12 protein-coding genes are annotated in these 19,446 nt (G+C 69.2%); 8 read left to right on the top strand and 4 right to left on the bottom strand.

All coding sequences use genetic code 11. The features are described 5' to 3' along the window. Positions 1–550: 550 nt before the first annotated feature. A complete protein-coding gene (gene ftsH / locus CKO31_RS22340; protein WP_200241773.1) occupies positions 551–2,635 on the bottom strand; it encodes an ATP-dependent zinc metalloprotease FtsH in 2,085 nt (694 codons plus the stop codon). Positions 2,636–3,191: 556 nt separating this feature from the next. On the opposite strand from ftsH, the gene CKO31_RS22335 reads away from it, so the two are divergent. The 3 genes from CKO31_RS22335 to CKO31_RS22325 all read left to right on the top strand — a co-directional run bounded on the left by CKO31_RS22335 (position 3,192) and on the right by CKO31_RS22325 (position 6,460). Beyond that, a complete protein-coding gene (locus tag CKO31_RS22335) occupies positions 3,192–3,887 on the top strand; it encodes a NirD/YgiW/YdeI family stress tolerance protein (protein ID WP_200241763.1) in 696 nt (231 codons plus the stop codon). Positions 3,888–4,226: 339 nt separating this feature from the next. After that, positions 4,227–5,849 carry a tetrathionate reductase family octaheme c-type cytochrome gene (locus CKO31_RS22330; protein ID WP_200241760.1) on the top strand — a complete coding sequence of 541 codons (1,623 nt, stop codon included), beginning with the start codon at positions 4,227–4,229 and terminating at the stop codon, positions 5,847–5,849. Then, positions 5,846–6,460: a cytochrome b/b6 domain-containing protein gene (locus CKO31_RS22325; RefSeq protein WP_200241757.1), complete on the top strand. Its 615-nt coding sequence runs from the start codon at positions 5,846–5,848 to the stop codon at positions 6,458–6,460. The genes CKO31_RS22330 and CKO31_RS22325 overlap by 4 nt, the downstream gene beginning before the upstream one ends. A 106-nt stretch (positions 6,461–6,566) precedes the next feature. Here CKO31_RS22325 and CKO31_RS22320 read toward each other — a convergent pair whose 3' ends face one another. The 3 genes from CKO31_RS22320 to CKO31_RS22310 form a co-directional block, all read right to left on the bottom strand. After that, positions 6,567–6,887 carry a hypothetical protein gene (locus CKO31_RS22320; RefSeq protein WP_200241753.1) on the bottom strand — a complete coding sequence of 107 codons (321 nt, stop codon included), beginning with the start codon at positions 6,885–6,887 and terminating at the stop codon, positions 6,567–6,569. Positions 6,888–7,033: 146 nt separating this feature from the next. Continuing rightward, positions 7,034–9,367: a glycoside hydrolase family 9 protein gene (locus tag CKO31_RS22315; RefSeq protein ID WP_200241750.1), complete on the bottom strand. Its 2,334-nt coding sequence runs from the start codon at positions 9,365–9,367 to the stop codon at positions 7,034–7,036. Positions 9,368–9,432: 65 nt separating this feature from the next. After that, complete coding sequence (locus CKO31_RS22310; protein ID WP_200241747.1) at positions 9,433–10,404, bottom strand: polysaccharide biosynthesis/export family protein; 972 nt, start codon at positions 10,402–10,404, stop codon at positions 9,433–9,435. 269 nt (positions 10,405–10,673) lie between these two features. Here CKO31_RS22310 and CKO31_RS22305 point away from each other — a divergent pair, with 269 nt between their 5' ends. The 5 genes from CKO31_RS22305 to CKO31_RS22285 all read left to right on the top strand — a co-directional run bounded on the left by CKO31_RS22305 (position 10,674) and on the right by CKO31_RS22285 (position 19,353). After that, the gene (locus CKO31_RS22305; RefSeq protein WP_200241744.1) at positions 10,674–11,606 is read left to right on the top strand and encodes a transporter substrate-binding domain-containing protein; all 933 of its coding nucleotides are present in this window, start codon (positions 10,674–10,676) and stop codon (positions 11,604–11,606) included. 277 nt (positions 11,607–11,883) lie between these two features. Further along, complete coding sequence (locus tag CKO31_RS22300) at positions 11,884–15,513, top strand: hybrid sensor histidine kinase/response regulator (RefSeq protein ID WP_200241741.1); 3,630 nt, start codon at positions 11,884–11,886, stop codon at positions 15,511–15,513. Between the two features lie 340 nt (positions 15,514–15,853). Beyond that, the gene (locus tag CKO31_RS22295; protein WP_200241738.1) at positions 15,854–17,296 is read left to right on the top strand and encodes a Na(+)-translocating NADH-quinone reductase subunit A; all 1,443 of its coding nucleotides are present in this window, start codon (positions 15,854–15,856) and stop codon (positions 17,294–17,296) included. 33 nt (positions 17,297–17,329) lie between these two features. After that, on the top strand, positions 17,330–18,550 hold the full coding sequence (locus tag CKO31_RS22290) for an NADH:ubiquinone reductase (Na(+)-transporting) subunit B (protein WP_200241736.1): 1,221 nt from the start codon (positions 17,330–17,332) through the stop codon (positions 18,548–18,550). Then, positions 18,547–19,353, top strand: a complete 807-nt coding sequence (locus CKO31_RS22285; RefSeq protein ID WP_200241734.1) for a Na(+)-translocating NADH-quinone reductase subunit C — start codon at positions 18,547–18,549, stop codon at positions 19,351–19,353. Before CKO31_RS22290 ends, CKO31_RS22285 begins: the two co-directional genes overlap by 4 nt. Positions 19,354–19,446 lie beyond the last annotated feature (93 nt).

The following is a 19,446-nucleotide window of genomic DNA, read 5'->3' as shown; positions in this document are numbered from 1 at the left end:
GGATAGCGGTGTGCCGGGGCGGGCCGCCTGCGGTTCGGGCAGGCATTGGACCGCTCGCCGCCCCGGGCACACCGGGCGATGTCCAGCAGCCAGCAACCGCTGTGCCGGGGAAACCGCTGCCGCGGCGCGGTAGGCGTGCGTCAGGCCCGGACTCCCTTGCTCGTCGGTGAGGTCATTGGGGTAACTACCGAGTCGGTTTGGGCCAGGCCTCGGGAGTACTCACAGGAATGCCGAGACGCTCGGGTCACGGCTCGGGCGTGCAGCGCTTGCGGCCTCGCAGAGGGTCATTCAGTCATTCGGGGGGATATGCACCGCAGCGGGGGCATATGCCGTGGCGGGGAGGGCGCCATAACCCTCACGCTTAGTCGCGGGCCCGATGCGCCGCTCGCGCGCGGAGCTTCCGCGGTGGTGCAGGTTGCCGCTGCTCGCCGACGGCGGTAAACGAGCCGGGATCGGGGTGCCGGGGCCGTGCCGATGCTGCTCGGGACGAGCCTCGTGTGCTTGGCCTCCCGGATCAGCCCCCGGATCAGCCCCCATATCAGCCGCCGGCTCAGCCGTTGGCGGTGCGCACCGCCCGCGGGCCGGTGCCGGTCGGTTGGTTGTGGGCGTCTGCGGGCTTGGACAGGCCGGCCTCGCGCAGCAGGTCGTCGATCTCGGCAGCGTCTAGGGTCTCGGCCTCCAGCAGACGGGCGGCGAGGCGCGTCAGCGCGTCCTGGTGCTTGCGCATCAGGGCGCGGGCATCCGCCTCCACGGCTTCCACCAGGATCTTGATCTCATCGTCGATGCGCCGGGCGGTGTCGTCGCTGAAGTTCGGCGCCTCGGAGATGTCGCGGCCCAGGAAGACGTGCTCGTGCCCGCGCGGGAAGGCCAAGGGGCCGATGGCCTCGCTCATGCCCCAGCGGCTCACCATCTTGCGGGCGAGGTCCGTCGCCTGCTCCAGGTCGTTCTCGGCGCCGGTGGTGACCTCGCCGAACACCAGCTGCTCGGCGATGCGCCCGCCCAGCATCACGCCGAGGCGATCGCGCAGGTAGCTCTGCTTGTAGGTGTGGCGCTCCTCCCGCGGCACCTGCTCGGTGATGCCAAGCGCCTGGCCGCGGGGAATGATGGTCACCTTGTCTAGCGGGTCGGCGCTCGGCAGCAGCCAGGCCATCAGCGCATGACCGGACTCGTGCACCGCGATGAGCCGGCGCTCGTCGTCGCCGATGGCCTGCTCGCGCTCGGCGCCGAGCACGATCTTGTCCCGGGCCAGGGCGAACAGGTCCATGTCCACCTGCTCGCGCTCGCGGCGGCCGGCGAGCAGCGCGGCCTCGTTGACCAGGTTCGCGAGGTCGGCGCCGGAGAAGCCGATGGTGCGCTCGGCGACCTTATCCAGATCCACGTCGTCGGCGAGGGGGATCTTCTTGGCGCGGATGTCGAGGATGGCGCGGCGGGCGGCCTTGTCCGGCAGCTCCAGATAGACCTTGCGGTCGAAGCGGCCGGGGCGCAGCAGGGCGTTGTCCAGGACGTCCGGGCGGTTGGTGGCGGCCAGCACGACTACGTCTTCGTGCGGCTCGAAGCCGTCCATCTCGGCGAGGATCTGATTCAGGGTCTGCTCGCGCTCGTCGTGGCCGCCGCCGAGACCGGCACCGCGGGAGCGGCCCACGGCGTCGATCTCGTCGATGAAGATGACGCAGGGCGCCGTCTTCTTGGCGGAGTCGAACAGGTCCCGCACCCGGGCGGCGCCGACGCCGACGAACATCTCCACGAACTCCGAGCCGGAGATGCTGAAGAAGGGCACCCCGGCCTCGCCGGCGACGGCGCGGGCCAGCAGGGTCTTGCCGGTGCCTGGCGGGCCCACCAGCAGCACGCCCTTGGGAATCCTGGCGCCGAGGGCACGGAAGCGCTCCGGGTCCGCCAGGTGGCCGATGATCTCGGCGAGGTCCGCCTTGGCGTTCTTCAGGCCGGCGACGTCGTCCAGACGCACCTTGACGTCTTCGGTGCGAAAGCGCTTGGCGCCGGACTTGGCGAAGCCGAAGACGCCGCCCTGCTGGCCACCGCCGCCCCCGCCCATAAGCCTCTGCTGCATGCGCCAGCTGACGAACAGGAAGATACCCAGGATGAGTATCCAGGGCACGAAGGCCAACAGCGCGCGTGCCCAGCCGCCGCTCTGGGCGGAGGTGGCGCGGATCTCCACGCCGTGCTGCTCCAGCAGGTCCAGGAGCTTGGGGTCGCCCACCTGCGGCAGGGTGCTGACGAAGCGCTCGGCGCCGGCGGCGGCCGACGTCCTGGTGCCGCCGTCGGCGGGCTCCGCCTGCTGCATCGGGCCCGCGCCGGTGCGGGAGCGGATATCGGTACCTCCCGACTCGGCGGTCTCGTCCACGCTGGTTGTGGCTTGCGGCTTGAAGCGGCCGTGGATGCGGTCGCCGTCGAAGGTCACCTCGGCTACCCGGTCGTCGCGGACGGCTTGTTTGAAGGCGGTGTAGCTGAGCTCCCGCGGCGGCGTGGACACGAGGCTGTTCAGCACCATGGCCAGCAGCACAATGGCGACGGCGGCGAGGGCATAGCTGCGCCATTGCGACGGCGGTGGTGGTCCGTCGCTGCCGGGGCCGAGGCGGTTCAGCGGTTGTTTGTCGCCGGGCAGCTTGGAATCAGGCATTGCCATCACTCGCAGGTTCGGTCCCGGTGCAGAGCAGGTTCGGTCCCGGTGCAGGACAGCATCCGGGAGCAAACGGCTTCTCCCTCAAGCTTAGGCCCTAGCCGGTCATGCCGTGGCGCCCCGGGCACCGGTTACCGCGGCTGCGCTGCCGCCGGTCACCCCGAAGCCGCCGTCTGCGCCGACAGCGAAAAGAAGCGCTGCGGGTCGCTCACCCGGAACCTCGGCTTGGGGCGGGCGTGCGTTCCGACTGCAAATGCCCCGGCGCCGGGGCATTTGGCCCAACGCCGGCCGGGCCACGCGCGCGATCGGCTCAGGCAGCGGGCCAGGGAGCTGCGGTCGGCCGTGTCCGCTCGCGCTCGATCGAGCCGAGGCCCCAAGCGCCGAGACCCGGTGGCGCGAATACGCAAGCCGCCGCGGATGGGCGGCTAGGGCGCCCGACAGTAAAGCGCCAAGCGGGCGCCTGGCATGGCTGCTGCTTCTCGCTCCGGGCGACGGCTGCGGCAGTCAGTCGACCGCGGCCTTTACTCATGCATCCATAGACGAGAAGGGGGTAGAGATGAAACGCCTTCAATTTCGCTTCCAGCCCGGGCCCATGCTCGCGGGCAGCGCGCTGGCGCTGGCGGCGGCCGTGCCGATGACGGCTGCCGCGGCCGAGGAGATGCCCTATGCCATGCCGGACGACAGCTGGATCAGCATCGACGGCACCATCGAGTCCGTGGAGCCGGATCGCTTCACGCTGGACTACGGCGAGGGCAATATCATCGTCGAAATGGACGACGGCGACCGTGACGCCGACGCCTACAAGCTCCTCGAAGGCGACAAGGTGAATGTCGTCGGCAAGGTGGATGACGACTTCTTCGAGACCACCACCATCGAGGCCATGAGCGTCCATGTCCAGAAGCTCGGCACCACCTTCTACGCCAGCGCCGTGGACGAAGAGGACGTGGTGATGGCCGTCACCGTGCCGGTGGATCTGTCCGAGACGGTGGTCCGCGGTACCGTCTCCTCGGTGAGTGATGACGAGTTCACCGTCGACATGGCAGGCGCAGAGCTCACCGTCAGCACCGAAGGTCTGGGCTATGACCCGCTGGACGACACTGGTTACCAGAAGATCGAGCAGGGCGACCGCGTCAGCGTCAGCGGCGACATGGAAGACAAGTTCTTTGGCGGCACCGAGCTCGAAGCGGACGCCATCGTCAAGCTGAGCGATGCGCAGCCCGGCGACGGCCAGGCCAGCGGCAGCGCGAGCTAGGGCAGCCCCGAGTCGAGTGGGCTGATCCCGGCGCCGGCCGAGTCGCCGGCCGGCGCTGGCGGATCGGCTCGAGGTCCCGGCCGCCGTGGCTCGCCTGCGATGCCTCGGACACGGTGGCTGTCCGGGCGGCGGCTATGGCCGCCGCCCATTGTTGGTTGCTAATCCATGCATAGCGAACAGACATCTGCACGCCCCGCCGGCCGCTCATCGAGAGACCTAACCGGGCAAGCGTCCTGTGCCGATGGCGATCATGGCCGGCGCAACGCCGGGGGGCACTGCTGCCGGGGGCCAGCCCAGCAGTCCCGGTGGCCAGGGCCGACTCCGGCGGCGAGCCGCCTTTTGCCTGCGCTACGCTTGCCTGCGTTGGCGGTCCTGACGCTGATCTGGGTGTCGATCTGGGGGGCCACCGCGGCGATGGCCGCCGTACCGATACCCGTGGACCCGCCGACGGCCGACCACAGCGAATTCGACCAGCTCCAGGGTGATTTCGCCAATGGTCGCGAGGTTACCCGGGCCTGTCTCACCTGCCATACCGAAGCCGGCGAGCAGGTGCGCAGCAGCATCCACTGGCGCTGGGAGTACGAGCATCCCTACACCGGCCAGCTGCTGGGCAAGCAGCACGTGGTCAACAGCTTCTGCAACAACGTCACCACCAATCTGGCCCGCTGCACCGCCTGCCATGTGGGCTATGGCTGGGACGGACCGGACTTCGACTTCAGCGACGACTCGCGCGTCGACTGCCTGGTGTGCCACGACACCACCGGCACTTATGAGAAAGCGCCCAAGCGCGCCGGGCGTGTCCTGCAAGAGCCCACACGGGTCCACGGCCACAAGCTGACGCCGCCTGACCTGGGCGAGGTGGCCCGCAATGTGGGCCCCACCAGCAAGGCCACCTGCGGCGGCTGCCATTTCTTCGGCGGCGGCGGCAACGGCTCCAAGCACGGCGACCTGGACACCTCCCTGCTGGACCCGAAGCCCGGGCTCGACGTGCACATGAGCCCCGACGGCGCCGGGCTCACATGCGGCGACTGCCATGTGGAAGCCGCCCACCACATCGCCGGCAGCCGCTACCAAGTCAATGCCCGCGACCGCAAGGGCACGGGACGGCCCGGCGAGCGCCGCCACGCCGCGAGCTGTGAGTCCTGCCACGGGACCGATCCCCATCCCTATGGCGACAACCCGGCGGCCATGTACCAGGCCCGGAAGCTGAACGGGCATTCGGACCGGGTGGCGTGCCAGAGCTGCCACATCCCGGCCTTCGCCCGCGGCGGCGTCGCCACCAAGACCTGGTGGGATTGGTCCAAGGCCGGGCGCCTCTCCGCGGACGGCAACCGGATCAAGCGTCACGACGAAGACGGCAACCTGACCTACGGCACGCGCTTCGGCGCCATCCGCTGGGGCGAGGACCTGACGCCCACCTATCGCTGGTTCGACGGCACCATGCGCTTCACGCTGCCGGATCAGACCGTGGACGCCTCGGAGCCGGTGCCCATCAACCATTTCCGCGGCGGCCCCGAGGACCCGGACGCGCGCATCTGGCCCTTCAAGATGATGCGCGGCAAGCAGCCCTACGACCCCGTCAACCAGCGGCTGGTGTACATGCAGCTCTTCGGCAAGACCGAAGAGGCCTATTGGACCGGGCTCGACTGGCAGCCCGCCATCGCCAGCGCTATGGCGCAGGCGGGTCTGCCCTTCAGCGGTGAGGTGGCCTTCGCCGAGACGCGCATGGCCTGGCCCATCACGCACATGGTGGCGCCCGCCGAGGACGCGCTGGCCTGCGGCGACTGCCACGCCGAGGACGGGCGCATGGCCGAGCTCACCGGACTCTACCTGCCGGGGCGCGACGCCGCGCCCGGTGTGGAGCGCTGGGGCCGGCTCGCGCTCGCCGCCGCCGTGCTGGGCGTGGCCGTGCACTTGGTGCTGCGGCTTTGGCTCAACCGCCGGCGGAGGCAAGACACATGACCCGCACCGTGACCATGTATTCCGGCCTGGAGCGGCTCTGGCATTGGACCCAGGCGCTGCTGATGACCCTGCTGCTGGCGACCGGCTTCGAGGTCCACGGCAGCTATACGCTGATGGGCTATGGTACGGCGGCGACGACGCATGTGCTGGCGGCGCTGGCGCTCATCGTCGTGTGGGTCTTCGCCGCCTTCTGGCTCATCGCCACCGGCGAGTGGCGCCAATACACACCCACCACCCGCGGGCTCGCGGCGGTGCTGCGGTTCTACGCCTGGGGCATGTTCCGCGGCGAGTCGCACCCTTTCAATCCCCGGCCCAAGCGCAAGCACAACCCGCTTCAGGCCATGGCCTACCTGCTCTACGGTGTCGTCATCTCGCCGCTGCTGTGGATCTCGGGGCTGGTGTATCTCGGCATCGACCTCTGGGGGACGCCTGGAGGCTTGGCGCTGATGCCGGTGGCCGTCGTCCACACCGCCGCCGCCTATGGTGCGGTGGTCTTCCTGGTGGTGCATCTGTACATGATCACCACGGGGCCGACGCCCACGGCGCACTTGGAGACCATGATCACCGGCAAGGAGGAGATCGAAGATGCAGCGGAGCGCACCGCCGGCTGAGTGATCAGCGTGAGTCTGCTCGCCGTCGCCCCGTATGCCCGGGCTTCCCTGCGATGACTTGACCGATCACTCGGCTCCCGGGGGTGGCCCCCCGCAGGCGCAGCGCTCAGACCCCCTTGCCGCCGCCGCGCTGGGCCGGGGTGTGCAGCCCGGCCTGGAATTCATCCGGGCTCAAGGCGCCGCTGGCGTCCGCATCCAGCTCCGCGAAGCGCCCGCGCAGCCGGGGCAGGACGCCGGCCTCGGCCGCGGACAGCCCGCTGGCGTCGTCGGTATTCAGGGCCGCGTAGCAGGCCATGGTGGCGGCGGCGCCCTTGGGTGCGTCGGCCTCGAAGCGGCATTCCTCGGGGACCTCTGCGCCAACGGCGGCGGCGGGCATCAGCACCAGCGCGGCGGCCAGGGGGCCTCTGTTGCAGCGTGGAACTGGCATGGGACCTCCGTCTCGGGTGGTTGGTGACTGGCGGGCCGGCCGTGGCTGCCGGATCTTATGGCGCCGGCGGCGGGCATCGCTGTTCCCGAAACCCCATGCAGGGCCCGTTCCTGCCCGAGCGCGGATGTGCCGCCGGTCCCCTGCGCTCAGGGACGGTCGCGCTCGCCGAAGCGTGCGCGGATCTCGGCGCCGAGGCCGGGACGCTTCAGCAGGCCATAGGCGACGCCCACTTGGGCGTAATCCACCACCGTGGGCTCGCTCATGTGGGGCAGATAGTCCGAGTCCGTGAAGCGCCGCAGCGCCGGGTAGGCGGCGCGGTAGCCGGCATCGCTTTCGGGCTTTCGCTCGCTGGGCTCGCTCGGCGGAGCGTAGGCGGCGTTGATGCTGCGCATCTGCGGTGAGACCTTAGGCACGTGCCAATGCGGGCCCAGCACCGGGATGCCGGCCAGCGGCTCGGCCGCGGCATCGTATTGCGCGAGCTTGGACAGCGGATAGCGCGGCGAGCGGGCGCCGAAGCCGGTGATGTAGCACAGTGCCTGCGGGTTGCCGCCGAGCTGCGGTGTCGGCGAGCGCCAGGCCCAGTCCAGCAGGGAGGGCTCGCCGGAGAGGGCATAGGCCTGCAGCAGCGGCAGGGTGGCGCGGGTGGAGAGCGCGAAGCTGCCCCAGCCGACGAAGCCAATGTGATGGTGCACCGGCGCGTCAAAGGGGTGGGCGGCGGCCATGCGGGCGCGCCAGCGCCCGGACTCCAGCACGGCGTCCCGGGCCTGCTTGATCAGCGCCGGATCAGCTTGATCCTCGCCATCGCCGGCGGATGGTGCCGCGTCGGCCGGCTCGTCGTGGGCCATTAGATAGGCCCAGAAGGCGGCCATGGCCTGCTTGTCGTAGGCGACGGGGTTGGTAGGGTCAACGCCGACGTCGTCGGCCAGGTCCGCATAGGCGCGGCGGTAGCGGTCCTTTCCCGTCGTGCGCAGCAGCTCGGCGGCCGCCCACAGACGATTGTCGTGGGCCGAGGCGTCCGAATACTCACCGGCGTGCATGCCTTTGGGATTGCGGTAGCGCTCGCCCTCCGCCGGCCATTGCGGGTGTGCCTCGATGAAGTCCCAGGCGGCCTCGGCGGCGGCGAGGGCTGCGCGGGCGCGCTCCGGCGCATGGGGCTGCATCAGCCTGGCATGGATGGCTGCGGCGGCGGCGAAGGAGGCCGTCGCATGGGTGGTGCGCGCGCCGATGAGCCGCGGCGCGGTGATGCGGTGGGGCAGGGATTCGTCCCAGCGGCGGCTCGCGATGCGGAAGTGCACGCCGCCGTCGGGGTCCTGCATGCCGAGCAGCCAGCGCATGCCCCAGTCCAGCTCGTCCAGCACGTCGGGCACTCCGTTGCCGCTCTCCGGGATGCCGAGGTCGCCGTCGCCGAAGCGCCCCGGCGCCAAGTCCAGGGCGGCGCCGATGTAGAACCACACCGGCGCGGCGTTCGGCACATATTGGCCGTAGTCCCCGGCGTCGAACCAGCCGCCGGTGACCCGGCGCCGCCCGCAGCCCGCGCTGCCGCAGCCGAGCTTGGATGCCTTCACGGCGGGGTGCAGCACACCTTCCAGCGCCGCCGGCACGCCGCCCTCGGGCCGCGCATGCCCCGGGTCCGCGTAGCGGGCGGCAATCGCCATACCATTGCGATGGTGGAAGAAGACCCGGAACAGGCTGCGGTAGAGCGGGGCGTAGACGTCCGGGGCGATGCGAAAGCTGTCGGAGACGCCGAGCCCGTCCATGCGGATGCGATAGCGCCCGGGCTCGCGCAGCTCAGAGAAATCCAGCGCCAGCACCCGGTTGCCGCTCCAGGGGTCGTGCTGGGCGACCGTTTCTGCCATTCCGGTCAGGGCGACGCGGCCGCTGGCTTCGGCAACCACCTCGAAGCGCCGCGCCGCCACTGGCAGCGGGCCGGCGCTGCCGAGCCAGTTGCCGGCGAAGGCGCGCTTGTCGGCCTGCGGCGCATAGCCCACCTGGCTTGCCTGGATGCTGCCGGTGACCCGGTCCGGCTGCCAGACGATCGGGATGGCGGCGGCGTCCCCGGGCAGCACCAGCCGATGGCGGACACCGGCGGGCAGCGGTGCCTCCAGGAGCAGATGCAGGCGGGTGCCGACGATGGCTTGTCGGTCTTGATCGAAGCCGACGACTTGCCGGTCGCTGCCGCGGTGCGTGACGCTCAGGCGCTGCCCGTCCGGTGCCAGCAGGCGCAGGGCGGCGGCGGGCGGCGGCGCGGGGGCATCGGCCGTTGTCGCCACCACCAGCGTGAGCGCCTGCTGCGCGCGCAGGGCGGCGGCGCTGAGCGGGCCGTCGGCGGGCAACGAACCGGGCGCAGCCGCCGGCGCCGGCACCAGCGCCGGGATGCGCGCCGATGTCTGCGCCCGCTGCTCGGCGCTCAGTCCCAGCGGCGTGGTGATGCCGAGCCGCCGCTCGCCCCCGGCGACGGCCGGCGAGGCGAGGCCCTGCATGGCCGCTGCTGTCAGCAGCGCCGGCAGGAGGCAGCGGCGGCGGTACGAGGCGCGGCCCGCCAAGGTCAATTGCCGTCGCTGCCGCCGACGGAGTTGCCGAGGATGATGCCGGTCTGGATCGCGGTGATGGTGGGCACGATCTGGTTTAGCATTTGCGACCACTGCGCGAGATAGGTCGGCGGTACATAGACGATGTCGTTCGGCTCCAGCGGGACGTCCTGGGCGCGCCCCTGGAGCACATCCTTGAAGTCGACGACGATGAGCTGGGGGTTGCTCAGGGAGCCGCGGACGATGTGCACCCGCGAGAGATCCGCCTCCCGCGTGAAGCCCTCTGCCAGCGCCAGGGAGCGGGACATGGGCATCGCCTCGCGGAAGGCGAACTGCGCGGGCTTGTTGACCTCGCCGACGATGTACACTTCCTTCGACAGCCCCGATGGAATGTTGATGTAGTCGCCGTCCTGCAGCGCGATGTCGAAGCGCAGATCGCCCTGGCGGAACAGCCGCGTGAAATCCACCGGCAGGACCCGACCCTCGCGGGCGATGAAGGCCGTGGACAGATCCGCCACCTCCACCGAGCTGGAGCGGAACTGGCCCTTCTTGAAGCCCCCGGCGCGGGCGATGGCCTGGGTCAGGCTGACGTCGGTCACCAGCGGATACACGCCGGGCTTGGTGACTTCGCCGTTGATGGTGTAGTTGAGGCTGTTCAGCTCGGTGACGATCACCGACACCCGGGGCTCGATGACGAAGCGCGACAACCGCTCGGTGACGGTCGCCGTCAGCGCCTCCACGCTGCGTCCCGCTGCTTGCACGTCGCCGATGAGCGGGAAGGAGATCCTGCCGTCCGGTCGGATGGGGATGCCCGAGACGCCCAGATCCGGCTCGTCGTAGACGGAAATGCTCAGCACATCGCCCTTGCCGAGGGTCGGCTGCAGCCGGGTCTCTGCCACTAGCTGGCGCAACTGGCTCAGCTTCTCCTCGGTCGTCAGGCGGCGCGTGACCTGCTGGGGCGGGGTCTTGAACGCCTCTGGGCGCACCATGGGGGGCGGCTGATCCAGCCCCGGCGGCAACGCGCGCTGCTGGGGCGTGGAGCAAGCGCCCAGGGCCAAGGCAACCGCGATCACCGAGAAAACCCGTATCAGTTGAACGGTGTTTGCCCGATTGACAGCAACAAAAAACACGTTTTAACGAATCGCTGACTCGCGCTGTTCCGCTACAATGCAAAGCCTAGGCGGCGTTGTGCCTTCCGGGCGCGGCGGCCTGCATTGCACGACATTCAGAACAACTCGCATCTGGCTGGAGGTAGCGGATGAAAGCACTCACCGAAACGCGGCGGCGTTCTCGCCTGGCGGCCTCCGGCGTCGCCGGACGCGTCGTCGTCCTGACGCTGGCGGCGCTGTTGTGCTGGCCGGTGATCGGCACCACCAGCGACAGCTTGGAAGCGCTCAAGGAGCGCGGTGTCCTGCGGCACCTGGGCATCCCCTATGCCAACTTCGTCACCGGTGCCGGTGACGGCATGGACGTGGAGCTTATGCAGGGTTTTGCCGACTGGCTAGGCGTGGATTATGAATACGTTCGCACGGATTGGTCCAGCGCGATCGGGAATCTGACCGGCAAAAAGGTCCGGGCCAACGGGGATGACGTGGAAGTCCTTGGCAACGTGCCCGTAACCGGCGACGTTATCGCCAACGGCATGACGGTGATTCCGTGGCGGAAGAAGGTGGTGGCCTTCGCCGAGCCCACCTTCCCGACGCAGGTGTGGCTGATGTCGCGGGCCGATTCGCCCGCCGCGCCCATCAGGCCGAGCAACAGCCTGGTGGACGACATCGTCAAGACCAAGTCGGTGTTGGATGGCAAGACCTTGCTGGGCAAGCTCGATACCTGCCTTGATCCGTCGCTGTACGACATGGAGAAAACCGGCGCCGAGATTGCGTTGTTCGACGGCACCCTGAACGAGCTGGCGCCGGCGCTGCTCGCGAACGAGTCCGAGTTCACCCTCCTCGACGTGCCGGACGCGCTGGTGGCCCTGCAGAAGTGGCCGGGCGAGATCAAGGTCATCGGCCCCGTGAGCGAGCGCCAGGATATGGCCCCGGCGTTCCGCCCGGAGGATCGAGCGCTGCGCGACGCCTTCAATACCTATCTGGCCGCCATCAAGGCGGATGGTCGCTTCGATCGGCTGGCCCGGAAGTACTATCCCTTTGTGGTGGACTACTTCCCGGATTTCATCGCTGCCAAGGATTGACACGCCGGCGGCCCGCCGCCGGGCCGCCGCCTGATCCGCTGCGCCTGTCTCGACAACGGGTTTTGCGGAGTATGAACGGGTTCATCGTTCGCCGTCCGCAACAACTCCGACAATATCCCACTGATGGCCGGTGGCGCGCCCGGGTGCCCGCCCGCGGTCTGCCCGATCGCACGGCCGTCGTCCCGATTCCGGCTCGATGCGTCAGCACGCCGTCGCATCCCGGCACACGCGGCGCACTCAGGTGACCCCGCGCCAACCGATACAGTGATCCTTGCCGATGACCGACGCCCCTGCGACGCCAGCACAGACCCCAAGGCTCACGCTCTGGACCATCCTGACGGCACTGGCCCTGGTCAGCCTCATGGGCTATCTGCTGATCGATAACTACCGCAATGCCACCCGCTTGCAGGAAACCCTGGCAGAGCGCATTCGCCAGGCTGCCGAGAGCCGTAGCACGGCCATCGAGTACTTCTTCGACGAAAAGCAGAGCGACTTGGAGAACCTCGCCCGGGCGCGGGAGGTGTCCGTCTATTTCGAGAATCTGGCGCTCGGCATGAGCGGACCCTTCGGCCTGAATCAGAGCCTGGTCCCCATCGAGCACTTGTTCGAGGACCTGATGGCGCGCAAGCAGGTGAGAGGCGGGCCCATTTACGAGCGCATCGTGCTGGTGGACGCGAGCGGTGAGGCACTGGTGGATGTGCGCGCCGACGCGGACGCCGACGCCGAGCGACAGCAAGACCTTCGCGCCTGTCTGCGGCCCAACGACAACGGCGCCGTAGTCCGCACCCTGGAGGCGGGCGCGGCGATCGTCGTGTCCGTGCCCTATCGGTTCAAGGGCGAGTACGCCGGTCAGATCGTCGCCTGGATCGACCCGAAGCTGCTGCACTCCAGCCTGCTGGACACCGGCGACTACGGGCAGGCGCTGGCGTTCGCTCTGGTGGAGGGAGGCGACGCCGGCCGGCAGTTGGTCGGGACCGAGCATTCCCCGTTGTGGCGCGAGGTTCTCTCGCGCCTGGACGGCGGACCGGAGCAGTTCGCCACCGGCGATCTTGCCGACCCGCTGCGCCTGACACTGCCGGAGGCGGGGGTTTCGGTGTTCGTCTCCGCCGTGCCCGTTGCAGGGACCCCCTTCGAGCTCATCGAGATCAATCGCATCGACGCCATCGCGAGCGACCTGAACCCCTGGGTACAGGCGCTGGCCATCGCCGTGCTGGCGGCGCTGGTGCTGGCCGGTGTGGCCATTGTCTTTCGCGCCAACCTCGGGGCTGCCGCGCTGCGCGCCCGTTTGAGCGAGGCGGCGCTGCGGGAGCGGCAGATCGAGGCCAAGAACGAGGCCCTGAACCGAGAGGTGGCCGAGCGCCGCCGTGCCGAAGACGCGCTGCGCCGCAGTGAGCGCGAGTTCCGTGCCATCGCCAATTACACCTACGACTGGGAAGACTGGACCGACCCCGAGGGCAAGCTGCTGTGGGTCAACCCGGCGGTGGAGCGCGTCAGCGGCTACAGCGTGGAGCAGTGTATGAGCATGTCGGACTATCCGCTGCCCATGGTGCACCCCGACGATCGCGAGGGCTTTCGCGCGCAGGTGCAGCGGCTGCTGGAGGGCTACAGCGGTGAGCACGAGTTTCGGCTCATGCACCGTGACGGCGGCTTGTCGTGGGCGGTGATCTCCGGGCAGCCCATCTTCGACGCCGATGGCACGAACATGGGGCTGCGCTGCAGCATTCGCGACGTCACCGAGCGCCGCGAGGCCGCCGATGCAATGCGCGAAGCCAAAGAAGCCGCCGAGCTCGCGAGTCAGGCCAAGAGCGATTTCCTCGCCAACATGAGCCACGAGATTCGCACGCCCATGGTGGGCGTCATCGGCATGACCGGACTGCTGCGCGACAGCGACCTGAATGCCGTCCAGCGCGATTATGTCGAGACCATCCACAGCTCCGGCGAGGCGCTGTTGGACGTCATCAATGACATCCTGGACTTCTCCAAGATCGAGGCCAAACGGATGGAGCTGGAGGTCACGGGCTTCGACCTGCGCGCGACCGTCGAAGAAGTGGCCGACATCCTGGCGCTGAAGGCCTTCGAGAAGGGTCTGCAGTTCAACTGCCTGCTGCCGGAGGGCATTCCGGTGCGCCTGCGCGGCGATGCCGGCCGACTGCGCCAGGTCCTGGTGAACCTCACCGGCAACGCTATCAAGTTCACCGAGCATGGTGAGGTCTCGGTGGATGTGCAGCGCCTGGATGCCGGCGAGGACGACAGCCACTGCCTGCTTCGCTTCGAGGTGGCCGACACCGGCATCGGCATCGACGGCCAGCGCCAGGCGAGCCTGTTCCAATCCTTCTATCAGGTGGACGCCACCACCACCCGCCGCTTCGGCGGCACCGGCCTGGGATTGGCCATCTCCAAGCAATTGGTGGAGCTCATGGGCGGGCGCATCGGCTGTGACAGTACGTCCGGCGTCGGCTCTGTGTTCTGGTTCGAGATTCCCTTTCTGCTGGATCCGCAAGCGCAGGCGGCGGCGCAAGCCCCGGATGATGTCTTGGTGGGCAAGCGCGTGCTCATCGTCGACGACAACGCCACCAACCTGCGGGTACTGTACGAATACCTCTCGGCCTTCGGCTGCGTGATCGATCAGGCGAGCAGCGCGGAGGCGGCCAAGCGGCAGCTGGGAGCGGCCAGCGAGTCGCGCCAGCCCTATGACATCGTCGTGCTGGACATGATGATGCCGGTGGTGGACGGGCTCACACTCGGCCGCGAGATTCGCCGCGGCGGGAGCTATGGCGAGCCCAAGCTAGTGATGCTCTCTTCCCGCGATCAGCGCGGCGACGGCCGGGCACTGGAGCAGGCGGGCTTCGATGCCTTCTTCACCAAGCCCGTGAAGCGCAATGTGCTGCATCGATTGCTGGTGCGGCTGTTCGAGCGTCCAGGGGAGCTCGCGACGTCGGGGGCGATACCCATCGAGGCTGCGGCCGGCGGGCTGCCGCTGCGTGTGTTGGTCGCGGAGGACAACCCCACCAACCAGAAAGTCGCGCTGTCCATGCTGAAGCGCCTGGGCTATCGGGCCGACGCCGTTGCCAACGGCCGCGAGGCCCTGAAGGCCCTGCAGCTGGTGCCTTATGATTTGGTGCTCATGGATGTGCAAATGCCGGACATGGACGGCTTGGAGGCCACCCGACGCTTTCGCGCCCTGGAAGCAGGGACCGGGCGCCGGCTGCCCATCATCGCCATGACGGCGCATGCGTCCACCGCGGACCGCGAGCGCTGTCTCACTGCCGGCATGGACGACTTCGTCACCAAGCCGGTGCAGCGCGAGACCCTAGGCGACATCATCGCCGCGCTGCTGGCGCCGGCGGGTGCTGCTGCGGGCAAGGCCGCCGCCGCCGGCGCACCATCGCCCACGATGGCAGGCGCCGAGCCGAGCGAGCAAGCCGCAGAGGCGGATGCACCCGTCGCAGGGCCTCAAGCCGCCGCCAATGCGGAGCCGATGCCGGCATCAAGCCCCGCCGAGGGGGAGCCTCCTGCACAGGGTCCACAGGCGGGGCCAGCGGAGGCCTCGGCCGACACCCAGTTCAGCATCGACGCCATGGTTGCGCGGCTCGACAATGACGAAGACATCGCGCGCGAGATCGCGGTTATCTTCGTTGAGAGCTCCAGGGCGCTTTCTGCGGAGCTCGCCGAGGCGCTGGCGAGCGGCGATGCGGATGTCGTGCGTACCCGTGCCCACTCCCTCAAGGGCTCTGCGGGCAACATCGGTGCCGAGACGCTGCGGCAGCTTGCGGCGGCCATCGAGCAGGCCGGCCGCGACGGGCGTCTCGAAGACGCGCAAGCACTGCTGCCGAAAGTGCGCGCCGATCTCGACACTGTCAGCGACATCTTGGAGAAATGGTGCGATACCGCACCGGCGGCCGATTGACGCACTGGTCTATGACGCACTGGCCTAGAGGCGGGCCGGCGATGCATCGGGCGTCGCGGCGCCCGCCTGCCAGCCCCTGAGGCCCGGATGCCGGTGCCGTCGGCGCCCGCCGCTGTTGCTGCAAGGGTGCGCGCAGCGTTTGTGCACGCGAGACATGCCGGGCGGCGCTGTCTGGACTCCCTCGCAGTTGCAGGGATTTGTGCACGCGCACAACCCGCGGCGGCTGTGCTAAGGTCACCGCCACTGGGGCGGGCTGCGCGAGCGGTGGCCGCAGGCTCCATGGCTCGCCGCGCCTTCGCGCCGGCGATGATCAGCTCGGTGATGCAGTCGGACTTTGACGGTGGTTGTACCTAGTACCGGCCAGGCTCCGGCGGCAGATGAGCCGCCAGTTCAGCGCTTTCGGCTCCGCAAGGGGCTGGATATTCCTCTCAGTGGTGCACCGGCGCCGGTGGCCGATGCCGCGGCGATTCCCCGGGCGCAGCCTGCGCGCCATGTGGCCTATGTCGGGCTGGACGTGCGCGGGCCCAAACGACTGCCGACGCTGGAAGTCGCCGAGGGCGACCGGGTCCGCCTGGGGCAGCCGATCACCCGCCGCAAGGCTTACCGGCAGGTGGTGGGCACAGCGCCCGGCAGCGGTGTGGTCGAGGCCATCCACCGCGGCCCGCGCCGCGTGCTGGAGACCGTGGTCATCCGCCTCGACGACCCCGAGCACGACCCGAACGGCGGCGACCAAGAAACCTTCAATGCCTACAGTCCGGCGGAGCTGGACGGCCTGAGCCGGGATCAGGTCATCGAGAACCTGACCGCCTCCGGGGCCTGGCTGACGCTGCGCACCCGGCCCTTCAGCATGATTGCGGACCCCGGTCTGGCGCCGGCTGCGATGTTCGTCACGGCGATGGACAGCCAGCCCTTAGCGGCCGACCCGACACCCATGATCCGTGCGCACGGCGAGGCCTTCGCCGATGGCCTCAGGGTGCTGGCCAAGCTCACCGACGGGCCCCTTTATGTCTGTACCCGCCCCGACGCGGGCCTGGCTCTGCCTGCGCTGCCCAATCTGCGCCTGGCCGAGCTCGCGGGTCCGCATCCCGCCGGCCTCCCCGGCACGCATATTCATTTGCTGCGCCCGGCGAGCCTCAGGCACCAGGTGTGGCACATCGGCTGGCAGGATGTCGTCGCCGTCGGCCGGCTGTTCCGCACCGGCCGCGTCGATCCCACCCGGATCATCGCCCTTGCCGGGCCCATGGTCGCCAATCCGCGGGTGCTGCGCACACGCGTCGGTGCCAGCACCAATGACCTGATCCAGGGCGAGCTCAAGGGTCCCCACGAGGCGCGGGTCATCTCCGGCTCCGCGCTCACCGGGCGCCAGGCGGTGGGGACCAGCGCCTATCTCGGGCGCTTTCACAACCAGGTGACGGTGCTGCCGGAGGAGCGCGAGCGCGACTTCCTGGGCTGGATCATGCCAGGGCGCGGGCGCTACTCGGCGATGAACCTGTTCTGGTCCCGGCGTGACGGCGGTCCACTGAATCTGGGGACATCCCTGCACGGCAGCCCCCGCGCCATGGTACCAGTCGGCGCCTACGAGCGGGTCATGCCGCTGGATCTGTTGCCGACGCAGCTGTTGCGGGCGCTGTTGGTGAACGATGTCGAGACGGCGGAAGCCCTGGGCGCGCTGGAGCTGGACGAAGAGGACCTCGCGCTCCTGAGCTTCGTCGACTGCGGCAAGCACGACTACGGGCCGGCCCTGCGGCGGAATCTGGAGCAGATTCGGCATGAGCATGGTTAGGAGCTTTTGGACGCCTGAGCAGTACCCCATCCCATGAGCCAGCGCCTTCGCAAGTTTCTCGACCGCCAGGAGCGGCACTTCCAGCCCGGTGGGCGCTACGAGCGTTTCGGCGCCCTGTTCGAGCTGGTGGATACCTTCCTCTACACGCCGTCCACGGTCACCGCCCGCGCGCCGCACGTGCGCGACGGCATCGACCTGAAGCGGGTGATGATCTTCGTCTGGATCGCGGTGATCCCCGCCGCGCTCTTCGGCATGATCAACGTCGGCTACCAGGCCAACCAGGCCATGGCGGGCATGGGCTTGGAGCAGGTGCCGGGCTGGCGCGGTGCTGTGCTCTGGCTGCTCGGCGCCGGCGGCTACGACCCTGCCAGCGTCTGGGACAACTTCTGGCATGGGGCGGTGTATTTCCTGCCCATCTATGCCGTCACCATGGCCGCCGGCGGCTTCTGGGAGGTGATTTTCGCCAGCGTGCGCAACCACGAGGTGAACGAGGGCTTTCTGGTCACCTCCATCCTGTTCGCGCTCACCCTGCCGCCGGACATTCCGCTGTGGCAGGTGGCGCTCGGCATGTCCTTCGGCGTGGTGATCGGTAAGGAGGTCTTCGGCGGCACGGGCAAGAATTTCCTGAACCCGGCGCTCACCGGCCGCGCCTTTCTGTTCTTCGCGTATCCGGCGGAGATCTCCGGCGACGGCGTCTGGACGGCGGTGGACGGCTTCAGCGGCGCCACCCCGCTGATGCTCGCGGCGGCGGGCGGCGTGGAGGCCATCCAGGCCGCCGGCGTCACCTGGTGGAGCGCCTTCTTCGGGACCATCCAGGGGTCCATCGGCGCCACGTCCACGCTGTTCATCATCGCCGGCGCTGTCTTCATGCTCTACACGGGCGTCGCCTCCTGGCGGATCATGGCCGGCGTGCTGCTCGGCGTCGTCGCCACGGCGCTGATGTTCAACGCCATCGGCAGCGACACGAACCCCGCCTTCGGCCTGCCTTGGCACTGGCATATCGTCCTCGGCGGCGTCGCGTTCGGCTTGGTGTTCATGGCCACCGACCCGGTGTCCGCCTCCATGACGGAGACGGGCAAATGGCTCTATGGCTTCCTGATCGGCTTCATGACGGTGCTGATCCGCGTGCTCAATCCCGCCTATCCGGAGGGCGTGATGTTGGCCATCCTGTTCGGCAACCTCTTTGCGCCGCTCATTGACTGGTTCGTGGTGCAGGCGAACGTGCGCCGCCGGCGGCGGAGGGATATGGCATGAGCAACGCCGTGCTGGCGCGCCTGCGGGCGGTTTTCGCGCTGCCCAACGACGACCCGCGCAAGACCCTGGCGGTGGCCGTGGCCTTGTGCCTGGCCTGCTCCGTGGTGGTGTCGGCGACCGCCGTGACCCTGCGCCCGCTACAGGAGCGTAACGCCGCGCTGGAGCTCAAGCGCGAGGTGGTCAAGGTGGCCGGGCTAGACGACCCTGGGGTGAGCCTGAGCCAGGCCTTCGAGCAGATCGAGCCGCGGCTGGTTGACCTGGAAACCGGCGAGCTGCTGGCGGACGCCGATGCCTCCACCTATTCCTACCGCGACGCCGCCCAGGACCCCGACCAGAGCAAGGCGCTGGCGCAGGACCCGGCCGGCATCCGCCGGCGCCCCGATCGCATGCCCGTCTACCTTGTGCGCAACGACGGGGCGCTTGCGACCATCGTGCTGCCCGTCTACGGCCAGGGTCTGTGGTCGACCATGCACGGTCTGCTGGCGCTGGCCCCGGACGGGCGCACCGTCAAGGGCCTCACCTTCTACGAGCAGCGCGAGACCGCCGGTCTCGGCAGCGAGGTGGCGAGCCCTAAGTGGCTCGGCCAGTGGGCCGGGAAGACCGTCATCGGCCCCGACGGCAAGCCCGTCATCGAAGTGGTCAAGGGCAGCGTGGATCCCAAGGCGCCCAACGCCGAGCGCAAGGTGGACGGTCTCTCCGGAGCCACGCTCACCAGCAACGGCGTCGAGAATCTCATGGACTTTTGGCTCGGGGAGCAGGGGTATGGGGGGTTTTTGGCGCGGCTGGGTGAGCTGGGGCGGTAGGTGGTTGAAGTGGGGAGTGCGGAGTGCGGCGGGCGCAGTGCGGGGTGCGCAGTTCGAAGTGCGGGGTGCGGGGTGCGCAGTGAGGGGTGCGCA

This window comes from Thiohalocapsa halophila (genome assembly GCF_016583825.1).
Taxonomy (GTDB): domain Bacteria; phylum Pseudomonadota; class Gammaproteobacteria; order Chromatiales; family Chromatiaceae; genus Thiohalocapsa; species Thiohalocapsa halophila.
The sequence above is the reverse complement of the archived record's forward strand: the minus strand, read 5'-3'. Positions and strand labels throughout refer to the sequence as shown.

Coding starts and splice junctions, on each gene's coding strand:
- CKO31_RS22320 (WP_200241753.1), bottom strand. CDS start 6,887: ATGCCAGTTCCACGCTGCAACAGAGGCCCCCTGGCCGCCGCGCTGGTG.
- CKO31_RS22315 (WP_200241750.1), bottom strand. CDS start 9,367: ATGCAGGGCCTCGCCTCGCCGGCCGTCGCCGGGGGCGAGCGGCGGCTC.
- CKO31_RS22285 (WP_200241734.1), top strand. CDS start 18,547: ATGAGCAACGCCGTGCTGGCGCGCCTGCGGGCGGTTTTCGCGCTGCCC.
- CKO31_RS22310 (WP_200241747.1), bottom strand. CDS start 10,404: ATGGTGCGCCCAGAGGCGTTCAAGACCCCGCCCCAGCAGGTCACGCGC.
- CKO31_RS22335 (WP_200241763.1), top strand. CDS start 3,192: ATGAAACGCCTTCAATTTCGCTTCCAGCCCGGGCCCATGCTCGCGGGC.
- CKO31_RS22305 (WP_200241744.1), top strand. CDS start 10,674: ATGAAAGCACTCACCGAAACGCGGCGGCGTTCTCGCCTGGCGGCCTCC.
- CKO31_RS22290 (WP_200241736.1), top strand. CDS start 17,330: ATGAGCCAGCGCCTTCGCAAGTTTCTCGACCGCCAGGAGCGGCACTTC.
- CKO31_RS22325 (WP_200241757.1), top strand. CDS start 5,846: ATGACCCGCACCGTGACCATGTATTCCGGCCTGGAGCGGCTCTGGCAT.
- CKO31_RS22300 (WP_200241741.1), top strand. CDS start 11,884: ATGACCGACGCCCCTGCGACGCCAGCACAGACCCCAAGGCTCACGCTC.
- ftsH (WP_200241773.1), bottom strand. CDS start 2,635: ATGCCTGATTCCAAGCTGCCCGGCGACAAACAACCGCTGAACCGCCTC.